This is a genomic window from Pseudomonas arvensis, from assembly GCF_056688935.1.
Genome location: NZ_CP162038.1, coordinates 5,616,360 through 5,631,717, shown reverse-complemented (window position 1 = coordinate 5,631,717; position 15,358 = coordinate 5,616,360). Strand labels below are relative to the sequence as shown.

The window sequence follows — 15,358 nt, the reverse complement described above, 5'->3', positions numbered from 1 at the left end:
ACCAACCCTGCACGTGGAGAGAACAACAATGTTGAGTTCCTTGAAGTATTCCGTTCTGGCATTGAGCTTGATGGGCGCGACACAGGCCATGGCGGGCCCCGACCTGACGGTCGTGTCCTTCGGCGGCGCGAATAAGGCGGCTCAGGTCAAGGCCTTCTACGCACCGTGGGAAAGCGCGGGCAACGGCAAGATCGTCGCCGGTGAGTACAACGGTGAAATGGCCAAGGTCAAAGCCATGGTCGACACCAAGAGCGTGTCCTGGGACCTGGTCGAAGTGGAATCGCCGGAACTGTCCCGCGGTTGCGACGAGGACATGTTCGAACCGCTCGACCCGAAACTGTTCGGCGACAGCGCCAACTACGTGAAGGGCGCGATCCAGCCGTGCGGCGTGGGTTTCTTCGTGTGGTCGACGGTGCTGGCGTACAACGCCGACAAACTGGCTTCTGCGCCAACCAGCTGGGCGGATTTCTGGGACACCAAGAAATTCCCGGGCAAGCGCGGCCTGCGTAAAGGCGCCAAGTACACCCTGGAATTCGCGTTGATGGCCGATGGCGTAGCGCCGAAGGATGTGTACAAAGTGCTGGCCGGCAAAGATGGCCAGGACCGTGCCTTCAAGAAACTCGACGAACTCAAGCCGTCGATCCAGTGGTGGGAAGCCGGCGCACAACCGCCGCAGTACCTCGCCTCGGGTGACGTAGTGATGAGCTCGGCCTACAACGGCCGCATCGCCGCCGTGCAGAAAGAAAGCAACCTGAAAGTGGTGTGGAACGGCGGCATCTACGACTTCGACGCGTGGGCCATTCCAAAAGGCCTGGCCAAGGATCGTGCCGAAGCGGCGAAGAAATTCATCGCCTTCTCGGTCGCGCCGCAGCAGCAGAAGACCTACTCGGAAAACATCGCCTACGGCCCGGCCAACACCCAAGCCGTACCGTTGCTGGCCAAGGACATCCTCAAGGACATGCCGACCACGCCAGAGAACATCGCCAACCAGGTGCAGATCGACGTGAGCTTCTGGGCAGATAACGGCGAGCAACTGGAGCAGCGCTTCAATTCCTGGGCTGCTAAATAACACCGCCTAACCTCTGTGGGGGGGTAAGCCCCCTCCCACAGGAGATCTGCATTTATCTTCAAGATCCGGAGTCTGCCATGGCCATCGCCATCCCCACCCTCAAGCAGCGCCTGGCGCGTGCCGAGCGGCTCAATCGCTGGAAGGCCCAGGCCTTGATTGCGCCGCTGGTGCTGTTTTTGCTGCTGGTGTTCCTGGTGCCGATCGTCGCGCTGTTGTTTAAAAGCGTCGGCAACCCGGAAGTGGTGGGCGGTTTGCCGCGTACCGTGGTGGCGGTGACTGCCTGGGACGGCCGTGGCCTGCCCGGCGAGCCGGTGTACCAGGCCCTCAGTGAGGACTTGGGCGAGGCGCGTAAAAACCAGACCCTGGGCGATCTGTCCAAACGCTTGAACATGGAACTGGCCGGCTATCGCAGCCTGCTGACCAAAACCGCGCGGGCGCTGCCGTTTACCGAAGCGCCGGCCTCTTATAAAGAAGCGCTGGAAACCCTCGACGAACGCTGGGGCGACCCGGCGTACTGGCAGGCGATCCGGCGCAATACCAGCAGCCTGACGCCGTTCTATCTGCTGGCGGCCGTGGATCACCGTATCGACGACCTCGGCGAAGTGGCTCCGGCCACCCCGGACCAGGCGATCTACCTGGACATCTTCGCCCGCACCTTCTGGATGGGCCTGGTGATCACCGTGATCTGCCTGTTGCTGGCCTATCCTCTGGCGTATCTGCTGGCCAACCTGCCGGCGCGTAAAAGCAACCTGCTGATGATCCTGGTGTTGCTGCCGTTCTGGACCTCGATCCTGGTGCGAGTGGCGGCGTGGATCGTGCTGTTGCAGTCCGGCGGCCTGATCAACAGCGCGCTGATGGGCATGGGATTGATCGATAAGCCCCTGGAGTTGGTGTTCAACCGCACCGGGGTCTACATCTCCATGGTGCACATTCTGTTGCCGTTCATGATCCTGCCGATCTACAGCGTGATGAAAGGCATCTCGCCGACCTACATGCGTGCCGCTATTTCCCTGGGCTGCCACCCGTTTGCCAGCTTCTGGCGGGTGTACTTCCCGCAGACCTACGCCGGTGTGGGCGCCGGTTGCCTGTTGGTGTTCATCCTGGCGATTGGTTACTACATCACCCCGGCCTTGCTGGGCAGCCCGAACGACCAGATGGTCAGCTACTTTGTGGCCTTCTACACCAACACCAGCATCAACTGGGGCATGGCGACGGCGTTGGGCGGCTTGCTGCTGCTGGCGACCGTGGTGCTGTACCTGATCTACAACCGTCTGGTCGGCGCCAGCCGCCTGCGCCTGAGCTGAGGAGACCTTGCGATGCTGAGTCCTTACATGTCGCCCGTTGAGCGGGTTTGGTTCTACAGCTTGCGGATCCTCTGCGGCTTGATCCTGCTGTTCCTGATCCTGCCGGTGCTGGTCATCATCCCGCTGTCGTTCAACAGCGGCAGTTTCCTGGTGTATCCGTTGCAGGGCTTCTCGCTGCACTGGTACCAGGATTTCTTCGCCTCGGCCGAGTGGATGCGTGCGCTGAAGAACAGCATCATCGTCGCCCCGGCAGCCACGGTATTGGCCATGGTGTTCGGTACCCTGGCGGCAATTGGCCTGACCCGTGGCAATTTCCCCGGTAAGGCACTGGTGATGGCTTTGGTGATTTCGCCGATGGTGGTGCCGGTGGTGATCATCGGCGTGGCCAGCTACCTGTTCTTTGCGCCGCTGGGCTTGGGTAACAGTTTCTTCTCGCTGATCGTGGTGCACGCGGTGTTGGGCGTGCCGTTTGTGATCATCACGGTGTCGGCGACATTGCAGGGGTTCAACCACAATCTGGTGCGTGCGGCGGCCAGTCTGGGGGCTTCGCCACTCACCGCGTTTCGTCGGGTGACCTTGCCGTTGATTGCACCGGGGGTGATATCCGGGGCGCTGTTTGCGTTCGCGACCTCGTTCGACGAGGTGGTGGTGACGCTGTTCCTTGCCGGCCCGGAGCAAGCGACCCTGCCACGGCAGATGTTCAGCGGTATCCGCGAAAACCTCAGCCCCACCATTGCCGCAGCGGCGACCTTGTTGATTGCGTTCTCGGTGTTGCTGTTGCTGACCCTGGAATGGCTGCGCGGCCGTAGCGAGAAACTGCGTACTGCCCAGGTCTAAAGCGCAGCGCAGATCAAAGTGTGGGAGGGGTTTTGCCACTCCCACAAGGGTTGTGTGTTGAACCACAAAGACCATTCAGCTGCTGAATGGAAGACAACCTGTTTCGGTCAGCTACTCTTGTGCCAGCCCATTTCCGAATAAGAGGCCGCGCATATGAGTATTTCCTCATTCAAGATCGCCCACAAACTCCTGACCGGCGCTGGCGCCATCGAACAACTGGCCTTTGAACTCACGCGCCTGGACGTGGATAACCCGCTGATCGTGACCGACGCCGTGCTGGTCAAATCCGGCACCGTGGCGTTGGCGCTCGAACATTTGGGCGACCGCCCCTATGAGATTTTCGACCGCGTGCTGCCCGACCCGGAAATCGCCATTGTCGAAGACTGCATGCAGGCCTACCGCGACGGCGGCCACGACGGCTTGATCGGGTTGGGTGGCGGCAGCGCCATCGACATCGCCAAAAGCGTGGCCGCCTACGCCGGTTACCACGGCGCCCTGGCTGACTTGTTTGGTGTCGACCAGGTACCGCGCAAGGGCCCGCCGCTGATCGCCATCCCGACTACGGCCGGCACCGGCTCGGAGGTGACCAATGTAGCGATCCTCTCCGACAAGGCCGCGCAGCTCAAGAAGGGCATCGTCAGCGACTACTTGTTGCCGGACGTGGCGCTGATCAGCCCGCAAATGACCCTGACCTGCCCGCGTAGCGTCACCGCTGCCAGTGGTGTGGATGCGCTGGTGCATGCAGTCGAGTCCTATCTGTCGCTGAATGCTTCGCCGATCACCGACGCCTTGGCCATCGGCGCCATCAAGCTGATCGCCAAGGCGCTGCCCAAGGCCTACGCCAACCCGGCCAACTTGCAGGCCCGCGACGACATGGCCACTGCCAGCCTGATGGCCGGCATGGCTTTCGGCAACGCCGGGGTGGGCGCGGTACATGCGTTGGCGTATCCGCTGGGTGGGCGCTTCAACATTGCCCATGGCGTAAGTAACGCGCTGTTGCTGCCCTATGTGATGCACTGGAACAAGCTCGCGTGTGTCGAGCGTATGCAGGACATTGCCCAGGCCATGGGCGTGAACATCACGGGGTTGAGTGCCAATGACGCGGCCGACCAGGCGGTCGAGGCGATGACGCGACTGTGTGCTGCGGTCGAGATCCCGGCCGGGCTTCACAGTTTCGGGATTCCCGAAAGCGCAATTGCGACCATGGCGGCGGAAGCCGCCGGGATCGAACGGCTGATGCGCAACAACCCGCGCAAGCTCAGCGTGGCGGATATCGAGAAAATCTACCGGGCCGCGTACTAGCCATTGAGCTAGGTCACGGTGCGCGCAGCAAAGCATGAGGTATACAATGCGCGCCATCGTGATTTAGCTCAGAAAAGGTGCGTCATGCAGCCCTTCGTTATTGCCCCATCGATTCTCTCCGCCGATTTCGCCCGACTGGGTGAGGAAGTGGACAACGTGTTGGCCGCCGGTGCCGACTTCGTGCACTTCGATGTCATGGACAACCATTACGTGCCCAACCTGACCATCGGCCCGATGGTCTGCGCGGCGTTGCGCAAATACGGCGTCACCGCGCCGATCGATGCGCACCTGATGGTCAGCCCGGTGGATCGCATCATCGGCGACTTCATTGAGGCCGGCGCGACCTACATCACCTTTCATCCGGAAGCCTCGCTGCACGTCGACCGCACCCTGCAATTGATCCGCGAAGGTGGCTGCAAGGCGGGCCTGGTGTTCAACCCGGCGACCCCGCTGGATGTACTCAAGTACGTGATGGACAAGGTCGACATGGTGCTGCTGATGAGCGTCAACCCAGGCTTTGGCGGGCAGAAGTTCATTCCCGGCACCCTCGACAAACTGCGCGAAGCCCGCGCGCTGATCGACGCCTCGGGCCGTGATATCCGCCTGGAAATCGACGGTGGGGTCAACGTCAACAATATCCGTGAAATCGCAGCGGCCGGTGCCGACACGTTCGTGGCCGGTTCGGCGATCTTCAACGCGCCGAACTACCAGGAAGTGATCGACAAGATGCGTGCAGAACTGGCGCTGGCACGTCCATGAGCGGCTTTGAGCAGCTGTTCCCCGGCAAACTGCCACGGTTGGTGATGTTCGATCTGGACGGTACGTTGATCGATTCGGTGCCTGACTTGGCGGCGGCGGTGGACCAGATGCTGCTCAAACTCGGACGCCCGCCCGCGGGTCTGGGATCCGTGCGTAACTGGGTAGGTAACGGCGTGCATATGCTGGTACGCCGGGCCCTGGCCAACAACATCGACCCCGAAGGCGTCGATGAGGTGGAGGCCGAGCATGCCCTGGAACTGTTCAATGCTGCCTATGAAGACGGCCATGAACTGACCGTGGTTTATCCCGGCGTGCGCGACACCCTCAAATGGCTGCACAAGCAGGGCGTGGAAATGGCCCTGATCACCAACAAGCCGGAGCGTTTCGTTGCGCCGCTGTTGGACCAGATGAAAATCGGCCGGTATTTCCGCTGGATCATCGGTGGCGATACCTTGCCGCAGAAGAAACCTGACCCGGCGGCGCTGTTTTTCGTGATGAAAATGGCCAATATCCCGGCGTCCCAGTCGTTGTTTGTCGGCGATTCGCGCACGGATGTGCAGGCGGCAAAAGCTGCGGGCGTGCAGTGTGTCGCCCTGAGCTACGGCTATAACCATGGCCGGCCGATTGCCGAAGAGTCGCCAGCGCTGGTGATTGATGACCTGCGACTGCTAATCCCCGGTTGCTTGGGAGCGGGCGCTGAGATAACGTTGCCCGATACCGATCCGTCCCCTTCTGGAAATCCCATCGTGGTGGTCACTCGCAAACTCTGGATGAAAGTCATCAAGGCCCTGGCCCGCTGGCGTTGGCGCGCCTGACTGATCCTGGCCGCGCCCTGCGGCACGTTTGCATACCTGACTGTTAGACCCTCACACCACGAGGCACCTCATGAATCGCGAAGAATTCCTGCGTTTGGCCGCTGCCGGCTATAACCGTATTCCCCTGGCCTGCGAAACCCTGGCCGACTTCGACACGCCGCTGTCGATCTACCTGAAACTGGCCGACGAGCCCAATTCCTATCTGTTGGAATCGGTACAGGGCGGTGAGAAATGGGGCCGTTATTCGATCATCGGCCTGCCGTGCCGCACCGTGATGCGGGTACACGATCATCATGTGAGCATCACCCATGATGGCGTCGAGATCGAAAGCCATGACGTGGAAGACCCGCTGGCCTTTGTCGAAACCTTCAAGGCGCGCTACAACGTGCCGACCATTGCTGGCCTGCCGCGCTTCAATGGCGGGTTGGTCGGGTATTTCGGCTACGACTGCGTGCGCTATGTGGAAAAACGCCTGGGCAAATGCCCGAACCCGGATCCGCTGGGCGTGCCGGATATTCTGCTGATGGTGTCTGACGCGGTGGTGGTGTTCGACAACCTCGCCGGCAAGATGCACGCCATCGTCCTGGCCGATCCGTCCCGCGAAGAGGCGTTCGAACAAGGCCAGGCCAGCCTGCAAGCCCTGCTGGAAAAACTGCGCCAGCCGATCACCCCGCGTCGCGGCCTGGACCTCAGCCGCCCGCCGGCGAGCGATCCGTTGTTCCGCTCAAGTTTTACCCAGGATGACTACGAGCGTGCCGTCGACACCATCAAGGAATACATCCTCGCCGGTGACTGCATGCAGGTGGTGCCGTCGCAGCGCATGTCCATCGACTTCAAGGCTGCACCCATCGACCTGTACCGTGCGCTGCGCTGCTTCAACCCGACGCCATACATGTACTTCTTCAACTTTGGCGACTTCCACGTTGTAGGCAGTTCGCCCGAAGTGCTGGTGCGCGTCGAAGACAACCTGATCACCGTGCGCCCGATCGCCGGTACGCGCCCACGTGGCGCGACCGAAGAAGCCGATCTGGCGCTGGAAGAAGACCTGCTCAGCGACGACAAGGAAATCGCCGAGCATTTGATGCTGATCGACCTGGGCCGCAACGACACCGGGCGCGTCTCGGAAATCGGCTCGGTGAAGCTCACCGAGAAGATGGTCATCGAGCGTTACTCCAATGTTATGCACATCGTGTCCAACGTCACGGGCGAGCTGAAGGCTGGCTTGACTGCAATGGATGCGTTGCGAGCGATTCTGCCGGCGGGCACCTTGTCGGGCGCGCCGAAGATTCGCGCGATGGAAATCATCGACGAACTGGAACCGGTCAAGCGGGGTGTCTACGGCGGCGCCGTGGGGTATTTCGCCTGGAACGGCAACATGGACACTGCCATTGCGATCCGCACGGCAGTGATCAAGGACGGGGAGCTGCATGTGCAGGCCGGTGGCGGGATTGTCGCCGACTCGGTGCCGGCCCTCGAATGGGAAGAAACCCTGAACAAGCGCCGTGCGATGTTCCGCGCTGTTGCGCTGGCTGAACAGACCCCCAATTCCTGAGGTTTGCCCCATGTTGCTGATGATTGATAACTACGATTCCTTTACTTACAACGTTGTGCAGTACCTGGGCGAGTTGGGTGCCGAGGTCAAGGTGGTGCGCAACGACGAACTGACCGTGGCCGAGATCGCGGCGCTGAACCCCGAGCGCATCGTGGTTTCGCCAGGCCCGTGCACGCCGACCGAGGCGGGCATCTCCCTTGAAGCCATCCAGTATTTCGCTGGCAAACTGCCGATCCTGGGCGTATGCCTGGGCCACCAATCCATCGGCCAGGCTTTTGGCGGTGACGTGGTGCGTGCGCGCCAGGTGATGCACGGCAAGACCAGCCCGGTGTTCCACAAAGAGCTGGGCGTATTCCAGGCCCTGAACAATCCCTTGACGGTGACCCGCTACCACTCGCTGGTGGTCAAGCGTGAAACCCTGCCCGAATGCCTGGAACTGACCGCCTGGACCCAGCTGGAAGACGGCTCGGTCGATGAGATCATGGGCCTGCGTCACAAGACACTGAACATCGAAGGGGTGCAATTTCACCCTGAATCGATCCTGACCGAGCAGGGCCACGAGCTGTTCGCCAACTTTCTCAAGCAGAGCGGCGGCACGCGCTAAGGACTTTCCATGGATATCAAGACTGCCCTGAGCCGTATCGTCGGCCATCTGGACCTGAGCACCGCTGAAATGAGCGATGTGATGCGCGAGATCATGACCGGCCAATGCACCGACGCGCAGATCGGCGCGTTCATGATGGCGATGCGCATGAAGAGCGAAAGCATCGACGAGATCGTCGGCGCCGTCTCGGTGATGCGCGAGCTGGCGGACAAGGTTGAGCTCAAGACCCTCGATGGCGTGGTCGACGTGGTCGGCACCGGCGGCGATGGTGCAAATATTTTCAACGTGTCGACCGCGTCCTCCTTTGTGGTGGCGGCGGCCGGTTGCACCGTGGCCAAACACGGTAACCGCGCGGTGTCCGGCAAGAGCGGCAGTGCCGACCTGCTGGAAGCGGCCGGGATCTACCTGAACCTGACGCCGGTGCAAGTGGCGCGTTGCATCGACAACGTCGGCATCGGCTTTATGTTTGCCCAGTCCCACCACGGCGCGATGAAACACGCCGCCGGCCCGCGTAAAGACCTGGGCCTGCGCACCCTGTTCAACATGCTCGGCCCGCTTACGAATCCGGCCGGTGTGAAGCATCAGGTGGTGGGCGTGTTCAGCCAGGCGCTGTGCAAACCATTGGCTGAAGTACTGCAGCGCATGGGCAGCAAACATGTGCTGGTGGTGCATTCCAAAGATGGCCTGGATGAATTCAGCCTCGCCGCGCCGACCTTTGTGGCGGAACTGAAGAATGACCAGATCACCGAATACTGGGTCGAGCCTGAAGACCTGGGCATGAAGAGTCAGAGCCTGCATGGCCTGGCGGTGGAAAGCCCGGCGGCGTCGCTGGAGCTGATCCGTGATGCCCTGGGGCGGCGCAAGACTGAGAACGGTCAAAAAGCTGCGGAAATGATTGTCCTGAATGCTGGCGCGGCACTTTACGCGGCCGACCACGCCTATAGTCTTAAGGAAGGTGTCGAATTGGCCCACGATGCGCTGCACACCGGTCTGGCTCGCGAGAAGCTTGAAGAACTGGGAGCATTCACCGCCGTATTCAAGATGGAGAATGAAGGATGAGTGTTCCGACTGTTCTGGAAAAAATCCTCGCCCGCAAGGCCGAAGAAGTCGCCGAGCGCCGTGCCCGCGTGAGCCTGGCTGAGCTGGAAGCCCAAGCGAAAGCCGCTGATGCACCACGTGGATTTGCCGATGCGCTGATCGCCCAGGCCAAGCTCAAGCACCCGGCGGTGATCGCCGAGATCAAGAAGGCTTCGCCGAGCAAAGGTGTGATTCGCGAGCACTTCGTGCCAGCGGAAATCGCGGTCAGCTATGAAAAGGGCGGGGCGACATGCCTGTCCGTACTGACCGACATTGATTATTTCCAGGGTTCCGATTTGTTCCTGCAACAGGCCCGGGCGGCGTGCAAGTTGCCGGTGATCCGCAAGGACTTCATGGTCGACCCGTACCAGATCGTCGAAGCCCGTGCCTTGGGCGCCGACTGCGTGCTGCTGATCGTTTCCGCACTGGATGACGTGAAGATGGCCGAACTCGCGGCTGTAGCCAAAAGCGTCGGCCTGGATGTGCTGGTGGAAGTGCACGACGGCGACGAGCTGGAGCGGGCGTTGAAAACCCTCGACACGCCGCTGGTCGGGGTCAACAACCGTAACCTGCATACCTTCGAAGTCAGCCTGGAAAACACCCTCGACCTGCTGCCGCGTATCCCGCGTGACCGCCTGGTGATTACCGAAAGTGGCATCGTCAACCGCGCCGATGTGGAGCTGATGGAAATCAGCGGCGTGTACTCGTTCCTGGTGGGCGAAACCTTTATGCGTGCCGAGAACCCGGGCGCAGAGCTGCAACGCCTGTTCTTCCCGGAACGTGGCGTGGCGGTCAGCGGTTCCACGCTCGATTGATGTGAAATACGATCACAATGTGGGAGGGGGCTTGCCCCCGATGGCATTCTGTCAGTTGATGAAGCAGTCGGCTGACACTCCGCTATCGGGGGCAAGCCCCCTCCCACACTGGGTTTTGTGTTTATCCAGAGAGATAGGTATTTGATGACTCAGCCCGTGATGATGACCGTCGAAGCAGGCCTTGCTGCTGAGCAAGATTTGTTGGGTGCGGTTTGCGCCGGTGAGTTGGAGTACGGGCTGCTGTTTTGGCAGCCCAGCGATCAGGCATTGGTGATGCCACGTCGCTTGAGTCGACTGCCCGCTTTCGAAGTCGCCAGTCGCGTGTCCGCCGATGCCGGTTGGCCCGTGTTACTGCGCGAAACCGGCGGTGAGCCGGTGCCGCAGTCGAGTGCTACGGTCAATATTGCGCTGGTGTACGCGCCGCCCCGCAGCGAAGGTGATCAAGGCCGCATCGAAACCGGTTATCAGCGTCTGTGCCAGCCGATCTGTGATGTGCTGACCGAGCTGGGCGGCAATGCTTCCGTGGGTGAGATCGACGGGGCATTCTGCGACGGTCGCTACAACGTCAATCTCGATGGCCGCAAAATGGTCGGCACTGCCCAGCGCTGGCGGCAAAGCGGTGGCCGCCCGGTGGGGTTGGTACACGGCGCTTTGCTGCTGGATAACCATCGCGAAGCGTTGATCGCGGCGGTCAACCGCTTCAACCAGGCGTGCGGCCTCGACCAGCGGGTTCGTGCCGACAGCCATATCGCCTTGCACGAAGCGTTCCCCGCGCCGGATGCCATCAGCCGGTTGGATACCTTGTACCGTCAGATGCTGGCCAGCTTCCTGCCGGTTTAGCGGGTACCGAACACCACCATTGTCTTGCCTTTGACGTGCACCAGGTTGCGCTCTTCCAGATCCTTGAGCACACGGCCGACCATCTCCCGTGAACAGCCGACAATGCGCCCGATTTCCTGGCGTGTAACTTTGATCTGCATGCCGTCCGGGTGTGTCATTGCATCGGGCTGTTTGCACAGCTCCAGCAGGCAACGGGCCACGCGACCGGTGACGTCGAAGAATGCCAAGTCGCCGACTTTGCGCGTCGTGTCGCGCAGGCGTTGGGCGATCTGGCCGCTGAGGGCGTACAGAATGTCGGGATCGTGTTGGGCCAGCTCGCGAAATTTGGTGTAACTGATCTCGGCCACTTCGCACTCGACCTTGGCCCGCACCCAGGCGCTGCGCTCCTGTTCCTTGCCCGCTTGTTCAAACAGCCCCAGCTCCCCGAAGAAATCCCCGGTGTTCAGGTAGGCGATGATCATCTCGCGGCCGTCTTCATCCTCGATCAGGATGGTGACGGAGCCTTTGATAATGAAGAACAGCGTTTCGGAGCGCTCGCCGGCGCAGATGATGTTGTGCTTGGCCGGGTAGCGCCGGCGCTGGCAGTGCATCAGCAGCTTGTCGAGATTCTTGATCTTGGGTATGGGCGTCAGAGCAACCATGGTTGTATCCCGAAAGGCAGCGCGAGGTGGTTGGAGTTGTTGTACTCAGCGGTATCGGCATTGATACACGCTGTATAAAGGGTGGCAATACGCCACTCATTTGGCGCCAGCTTAACAGACACATTCTGACTCGATTAGCCAATTTACCGAGTAAGCCCTGTTATTGATCACATTGACGGGAAACGCTGCCGCGCTCGGGCCATGTGCTAAGCTGGCGACCCTTTTTTAGCAGTGGAGTCTGGGCGATGAAGGCACGCATCCAATGGGCGGGCGAAGCCATGTTCCTCGGTGAGTCGGGCAGTGGCCATGTAGTGGTCATGGATGGCCCGCCGGAAGCCGGTGGCCGCAACCTGGGCGTACGTCCGATGGAAATGCTCCTGCTGGGCGTGGGCGGTTGCAGCAACTTCGACGTGGTCAGTATCCTGAAAAAATCCCGTCAGGCCGTGGAAAGCTGCGAAGCGTTCCTGGAAGCCGAGCGCGCCACTGAAGATCCCAAGGTGTTCACCAAGATCCATATGCACTTCGTGGTGAAGGGCCGGGGGCTGAAGGAGGCCCAGGTCAAACGTGCTATCGAACTGTCGGCAGAGAAGTACTGCTCGGCGTCGATCATGCTCGGCGCGGCTGGTGTGGCCATTACCCACGACTACGAGATTGTCGAGTTGGGTTGATCGCCAATGGCAAAAGAAAAGGGCGCTTTGAAAGCGCCCTTTTTTTCGGCTGCAGGTTGGGTCAGATACGGTAGGTGCTTTTTGTCATGACCTTGGCCAGCACGCTCATGCCGAACCGCACCGGCGCCGGGAAGCGGAAACCGCCGGCATCCAGGGCGCTCTCAGCGTGGTGTTCTTCATCGATACGCATCTGCTCAAGAATGGCCCGGGACTTTTCGTCTTCGGCCGGCAGTTGTTCCAGGTGTTCATCCAGGTGCTTGCACACTTGATGTTCGGTCGCGGCGACAAAGCCCAGGCTGACCTTGTCGCTGATCAACCCGGCAGCAGCGCCGATGCCGAACGACAAACCGTAAAACAGTGGGTTGAGCACGCTGGGGTGGCTGCCCAGTTGGCGAATGCGTTGCTCGCACCAGGCCAGGTGGTCGATTTCTTCCTCGGCCGCATGCTCCATGGCTGCGCGTACCTGCGGCAGCTTGGCGGTCAGGGCCTGGCCTTGGTACAACGCCTGGGCACAGACTTCGCCGGTATGGTTGATGCGCATCAAGCCGGCGACATGACGCGTGTCTGTCTCACTCATCTGCGCGTCGGGCTGCACAATGGCGGGCGACGGACGGTACGGTTGGCCGCTGAAGGGCAGCAGCGTGCGCATGGCCATGTCGGCTTGCAGCAACAGGCGATCAATCGGCGAGTAGTGACGTTGGGTAGTCATGCTGACCTCCGGGAAGAATCTCGGCGGCCAGTTTACCGCAAGAGAGGGCGAAGCGTTTGCGCTGAGTCAAGGGCATGGGGTCGCAGCACCGTGCTGCGATCCGTTTCAGAGGCCTGTCAGCCCGGCGGCCAGTTCATCTGGCGCTGACCCAGCACATGCATATGGATGTGATAGACGGTCTGGCCGCCCTTTTCATTGCAGTTCATGACGACGCGGAAACCATCCTCGCAGCCAAGTTCAAGGGCCAGGCGCTGGGCGGTGAACAGGATGTGCCCGGCCAGTGCCTTGTCGTCTTGCGTGAGGTCATTGAGCGTACGGATCGGCTTCTTCGGGATCACCAGAAAATGTACAGGTGCCTGCGGGGCAATATCGTGGAAGGCGAGGACCTGATCATCTTCGTAGATGATCTTCGCGGGTATTTCTCTGTTGATGATCTTGGTGAACAGAGTATCCACAGCTGTTTCTCCATTATGAAAGTGCAGGGGGAGTGTACTCAGCCGGTCAGCGTGGGCAATAGGCTTTGTTGATTGCACCGGCGATCTTGCGAGTCAGCCAGCGCGGGCTGAAACGTGGGCTGAACGCCAGCCAGCGATTGCGGCGGCCAGGGATGATGATGGCTTTGTTCTTTTCCAATGCGCGCACGGTGTAGAGAGCGACCTCTTCCGGGCTCATCAGTTGTTCGCTGCGATCGAGTTTGGCGATGTCCATTTGCGCCGTGCCGAAAAATGCGGTGCGCGTAGGGCCGGGGCAAAGGACCGAGACCTTGATGCCACAGGTCTTCAGTTCTTCACGTAACCCCTCGGAGAAGTGCAGCACATAGGCTTTACTGGCGTAGTAGCTGCTCATCCACGGGCCGGGTTGGAAGGCGGCAATCGATGCGACGTTGAGAATCTGCCCGCCGCCTTGCAACGCCATGGTATTGCCCAGGGCGTGACACATGCGGGTGAGGGCGAGGACGTTGACTTCAATCAGGTCTTGTTCGGTCATCCAGTCCTGGGCCAGGAATGGCCCGCTGGTGCCGATGCCGGCGCAGTTGACCAGCAAATCGATCTGCCGCTCGCCTTCTTCAAGCTCCAGCAGGAACCCGGACAAGCGCAGCGGCTCGCCCAGGTCACAGGCACGAAACAGCACCTCGACGCCGAAGCGTTGAGTCAATTCGAGTGCAATGCTTTCCAACTGATCACGCTGGCGGGCCACCAGAATCAAGCTGCGGCCGCGACGGGCCAGTGCTTCGGCCAAGGCCAGGCCAATGCCGCTGGAGGCACCGGTGATCAGAGCGTAACGGGTCATGCCTTTCTCCATCTCAACGCCCCCATCGATGATGGAGGCATCACGGATGGGGGCGTTTCTTTACTGTTCTTCAGCAGAGTCTACAGGTTCGGCCGCTTCGTCAGCACTTTGGGCGTCTTCTTCATCAACGATGACACTTTGATCGGCGTCTTCATCGGAGGTGATGGAGCTGCTTTCGTAGCTGCTGTCCACGTTCGTTTCGAGTTGGTCCAGGTAGCCGTTCATGCCCAGCGACACCACGATGATGAGCATCAGCGGAATGAATGCCAGCCACAGGGACGCCAGGACCTTCACCGCAGTGGAGTTGCGCGGTGGCGGCGCGCCGTACTGGTTGGCCCCCGAGTTACCTGGCACGACCAGCAGCAACAGCGGGAAAATGCTGTTGACCAGCGGCACGAGGTTAAGCAGGTACAGCCAGCCAGACCAGCCGAGGTCGTGCAGGCGCTGCACGCCGATTTGCACACTCACGACCATAACCGCAACGAACAGTGCGAAACCGAGCAGCGAGCCAACAATGATGGCTATCGTCGGCGACGCGGTCGCGATGGCGAAGCCCACAGTACTGAGGATGCCTGCTGCGACGAGCATTGCGACGGTCAGTACCAGCGTCCAGGCCAGATACCGCAGGCGGCCAATACGGCCATTGATCGTGAAGATCTTCAGCGTGGCGTATTCCGGGAGGCTGTCACCCACGGCAGAACGCGGAGGCGCGTACGGTGAAGCGGCTGGGCTAGCGAAGTCTGTCGCACCAGAGCTTGTCTCGTGGGTTTCGGCGAGGCTGAAGGCCACGGGCTGTTCAGCTTCGATGCGTGCATCCACGCCGGCATTTTTCAGCGCGGTGAGGTAGGTTTCGGCATCGGGGCGTGACAGGTCACGTTTGAGTGCGACCGGGCGACCGGTGAAGAGTTTCTCGATGTCCTCGACGGTGCTCTTGAACAGCTCAGCCAGGTTCAGCTTGGCCGTGGTGCTTTCGACGCCCGGGAGCAAGGCTCCATCAAACACAATCTTGAAGCGGTTGTCGCTCATGCAGGCTTCCTTGTCACTTATTCAGGTAGGAGGTGCAGGCCCGCTCAATC

17 protein-coding genes are annotated in these 15,358 nt (G+C 60.7%); 12 read left to right on the top strand and 5 right to left on the bottom strand.

The features are described 5' to 3' along the window. Positions 1 to 28: 28 nt before the first annotated feature. The 11 genes from AB3G88_RS25635 to AB3G88_RS25585 all read left to right on the top strand — a co-directional run bounded on the left by AB3G88_RS25635 (position 29) and on the right by AB3G88_RS25585 (position 10,974). A complete protein-coding gene (locus AB3G88_RS25635) occupies positions 29 to 1,069 on the top strand; it encodes an ABC transporter substrate-binding protein (RefSeq protein WP_099585658.1) in 1,041 nt (346 codons plus the stop codon). A gap of 77 nt (positions 1,070 to 1,146) precedes the next feature. Then, complete coding sequence (locus tag AB3G88_RS25630; RefSeq protein WP_099585657.1) at positions 1,147 to 2,373, top strand: ABC transporter permease; 1,227 nt, start codon at positions 1,147 to 1,149, stop codon at positions 2,371 to 2,373. A gap of 12 nt (positions 2,374 to 2,385) precedes the next feature. After that, on the top strand, positions 2,386 to 3,210 hold the full coding sequence (locus tag AB3G88_RS25625; protein ID WP_017739612.1) for an ABC transporter permease: 825 nt from the start codon (positions 2,386 to 2,388) through the stop codon (positions 3,208 to 3,210). Between the two features lie 153 nt (positions 3,211 to 3,363). Further along, entirely contained in the window at positions 3,364 to 4,512 is a 1,149-nt protein-coding gene (locus AB3G88_RS25620) for an iron-containing alcohol dehydrogenase (protein ID WP_191959391.1), read from the top strand. 84 nt (positions 4,513 to 4,596) lie between these two features. Next, on the top strand, positions 4,597 to 5,271 hold the full coding sequence (rpe, locus tag AB3G88_RS25615; RefSeq protein WP_032883842.1) for a ribulose-phosphate 3-epimerase: 675 nt from the start codon (positions 4,597 to 4,599) through the stop codon (positions 5,269 to 5,271). After that, entirely contained in the window at positions 5,268 to 6,086 is an 819-nt protein-coding gene (locus tag AB3G88_RS25610) for a phosphoglycolate phosphatase (protein ID WP_112192563.1), read from the top strand. Before rpe ends, AB3G88_RS25610 begins: the two co-directional genes overlap by 4 nt. A 70-nt stretch (positions 6,087 to 6,156) precedes the next feature. Beyond that, positions 6,157 to 7,638, top strand: a complete 1,482-nt coding sequence (gene trpE, locus AB3G88_RS25605; RefSeq protein WP_191946859.1) for an anthranilate synthase component I — start codon at positions 6,157 to 6,159, stop codon at positions 7,636 to 7,638. 10 nt (positions 7,639 to 7,648) lie between these two features. Beyond that, a complete protein-coding gene (locus AB3G88_RS25600; RefSeq protein WP_099585653.1) occupies positions 7,649 to 8,242 on the top strand; it encodes an aminodeoxychorismate/anthranilate synthase component II in 594 nt (197 codons plus the stop codon). A gap of 9 nt (positions 8,243 to 8,251) precedes the next feature. Further along, the gene (trpD, locus tag AB3G88_RS25595; RefSeq protein WP_099585652.1) at positions 8,252 to 9,301 is read left to right on the top strand and encodes an anthranilate phosphoribosyltransferase; all 1,050 of its coding nucleotides are present in this window, start codon (positions 8,252 to 8,254) and stop codon (positions 9,299 to 9,301) included. After that, positions 9,298 to 10,134, top strand: coding sequence for an indole-3-glycerol phosphate synthase TrpC (trpC, locus tag AB3G88_RS25590; protein WP_099585651.1), 837 nt, complete (start codon positions 9,298 to 9,300; stop codon positions 10,132 to 10,134). The genes trpD and trpC overlap by 4 nt, the downstream gene beginning before the upstream one ends. 144 nt (positions 10,135 to 10,278) lie before the next feature. After that, positions 10,279 to 10,974, top strand: a complete 696-nt coding sequence (locus AB3G88_RS25585; protein ID WP_480452177.1) for a lipoate--protein ligase family protein — start codon at positions 10,279 to 10,281, stop codon at positions 10,972 to 10,974. Here the strand turns inward: AB3G88_RS25585 and crp are convergent. Then, entirely contained in the window at positions 10,971 to 11,615 is a 645-nt protein-coding gene (gene crp / locus AB3G88_RS25580; protein ID WP_099585649.1) for a cAMP-activated global transcriptional regulator CRP, read from the bottom strand. The two genes, AB3G88_RS25585 and crp, sit on opposite strands and share 4 nt — an antisense overlap. Positions 11,616 to 11,860: 245 nt before the next feature. Between crp and AB3G88_RS25575 the strand changes: the two genes are divergently transcribed. Next, complete coding sequence (locus AB3G88_RS25575; RefSeq protein ID WP_020295492.1) at positions 11,861 to 12,283, top strand: OsmC family protein; 423 nt, start codon at positions 11,861 to 11,863, stop codon at positions 12,281 to 12,283. 61 nt (positions 12,284 to 12,344) lie between these two features. Here AB3G88_RS25575 and coq7 read toward each other — a convergent pair whose 3' ends face one another. From coq7 to AB3G88_RS25555, 4 genes are all read right to left on the bottom strand, one after another. Continuing rightward, positions 12,345 to 12,992 carry a 2-polyprenyl-3-methyl-6-methoxy-1,4-benzoquinone monooxygenase gene (coq7, locus tag AB3G88_RS25570; protein ID WP_017138087.1) on the bottom strand — a complete coding sequence of 216 codons (648 nt, stop codon included), beginning with the start codon at positions 12,990 to 12,992 and terminating at the stop codon, positions 12,345 to 12,347. 116 nt (positions 12,993 to 13,108) lie between these two features. Then, positions 13,109 to 13,447: a histidine triad nucleotide-binding protein gene (locus AB3G88_RS25565; protein ID WP_099585648.1), complete on the bottom strand. Its 339-nt coding sequence runs from the start codon at positions 13,445 to 13,447 to the stop codon at positions 13,109 to 13,111. 46 nt (positions 13,448 to 13,493) lie between these two features. After that, positions 13,494 to 14,282 (bottom strand): SDR family NAD(P)-dependent oxidoreductase, encoded by a 789-nt coding sequence (locus AB3G88_RS25560; protein WP_250926545.1) that lies wholly within the window; start codon positions 14,280 to 14,282, stop codon positions 13,494 to 13,496. A gap of 60 nt (positions 14,283 to 14,342) precedes the next feature. Further along, a complete protein-coding gene (locus AB3G88_RS25555) occupies positions 14,343 to 15,308 on the bottom strand; it encodes a DUF805 domain-containing protein (RefSeq protein WP_099585646.1) in 966 nt (321 codons plus the stop codon). Between the last annotated feature and the right edge of the window lie 50 nt (positions 15,309 to 15,358).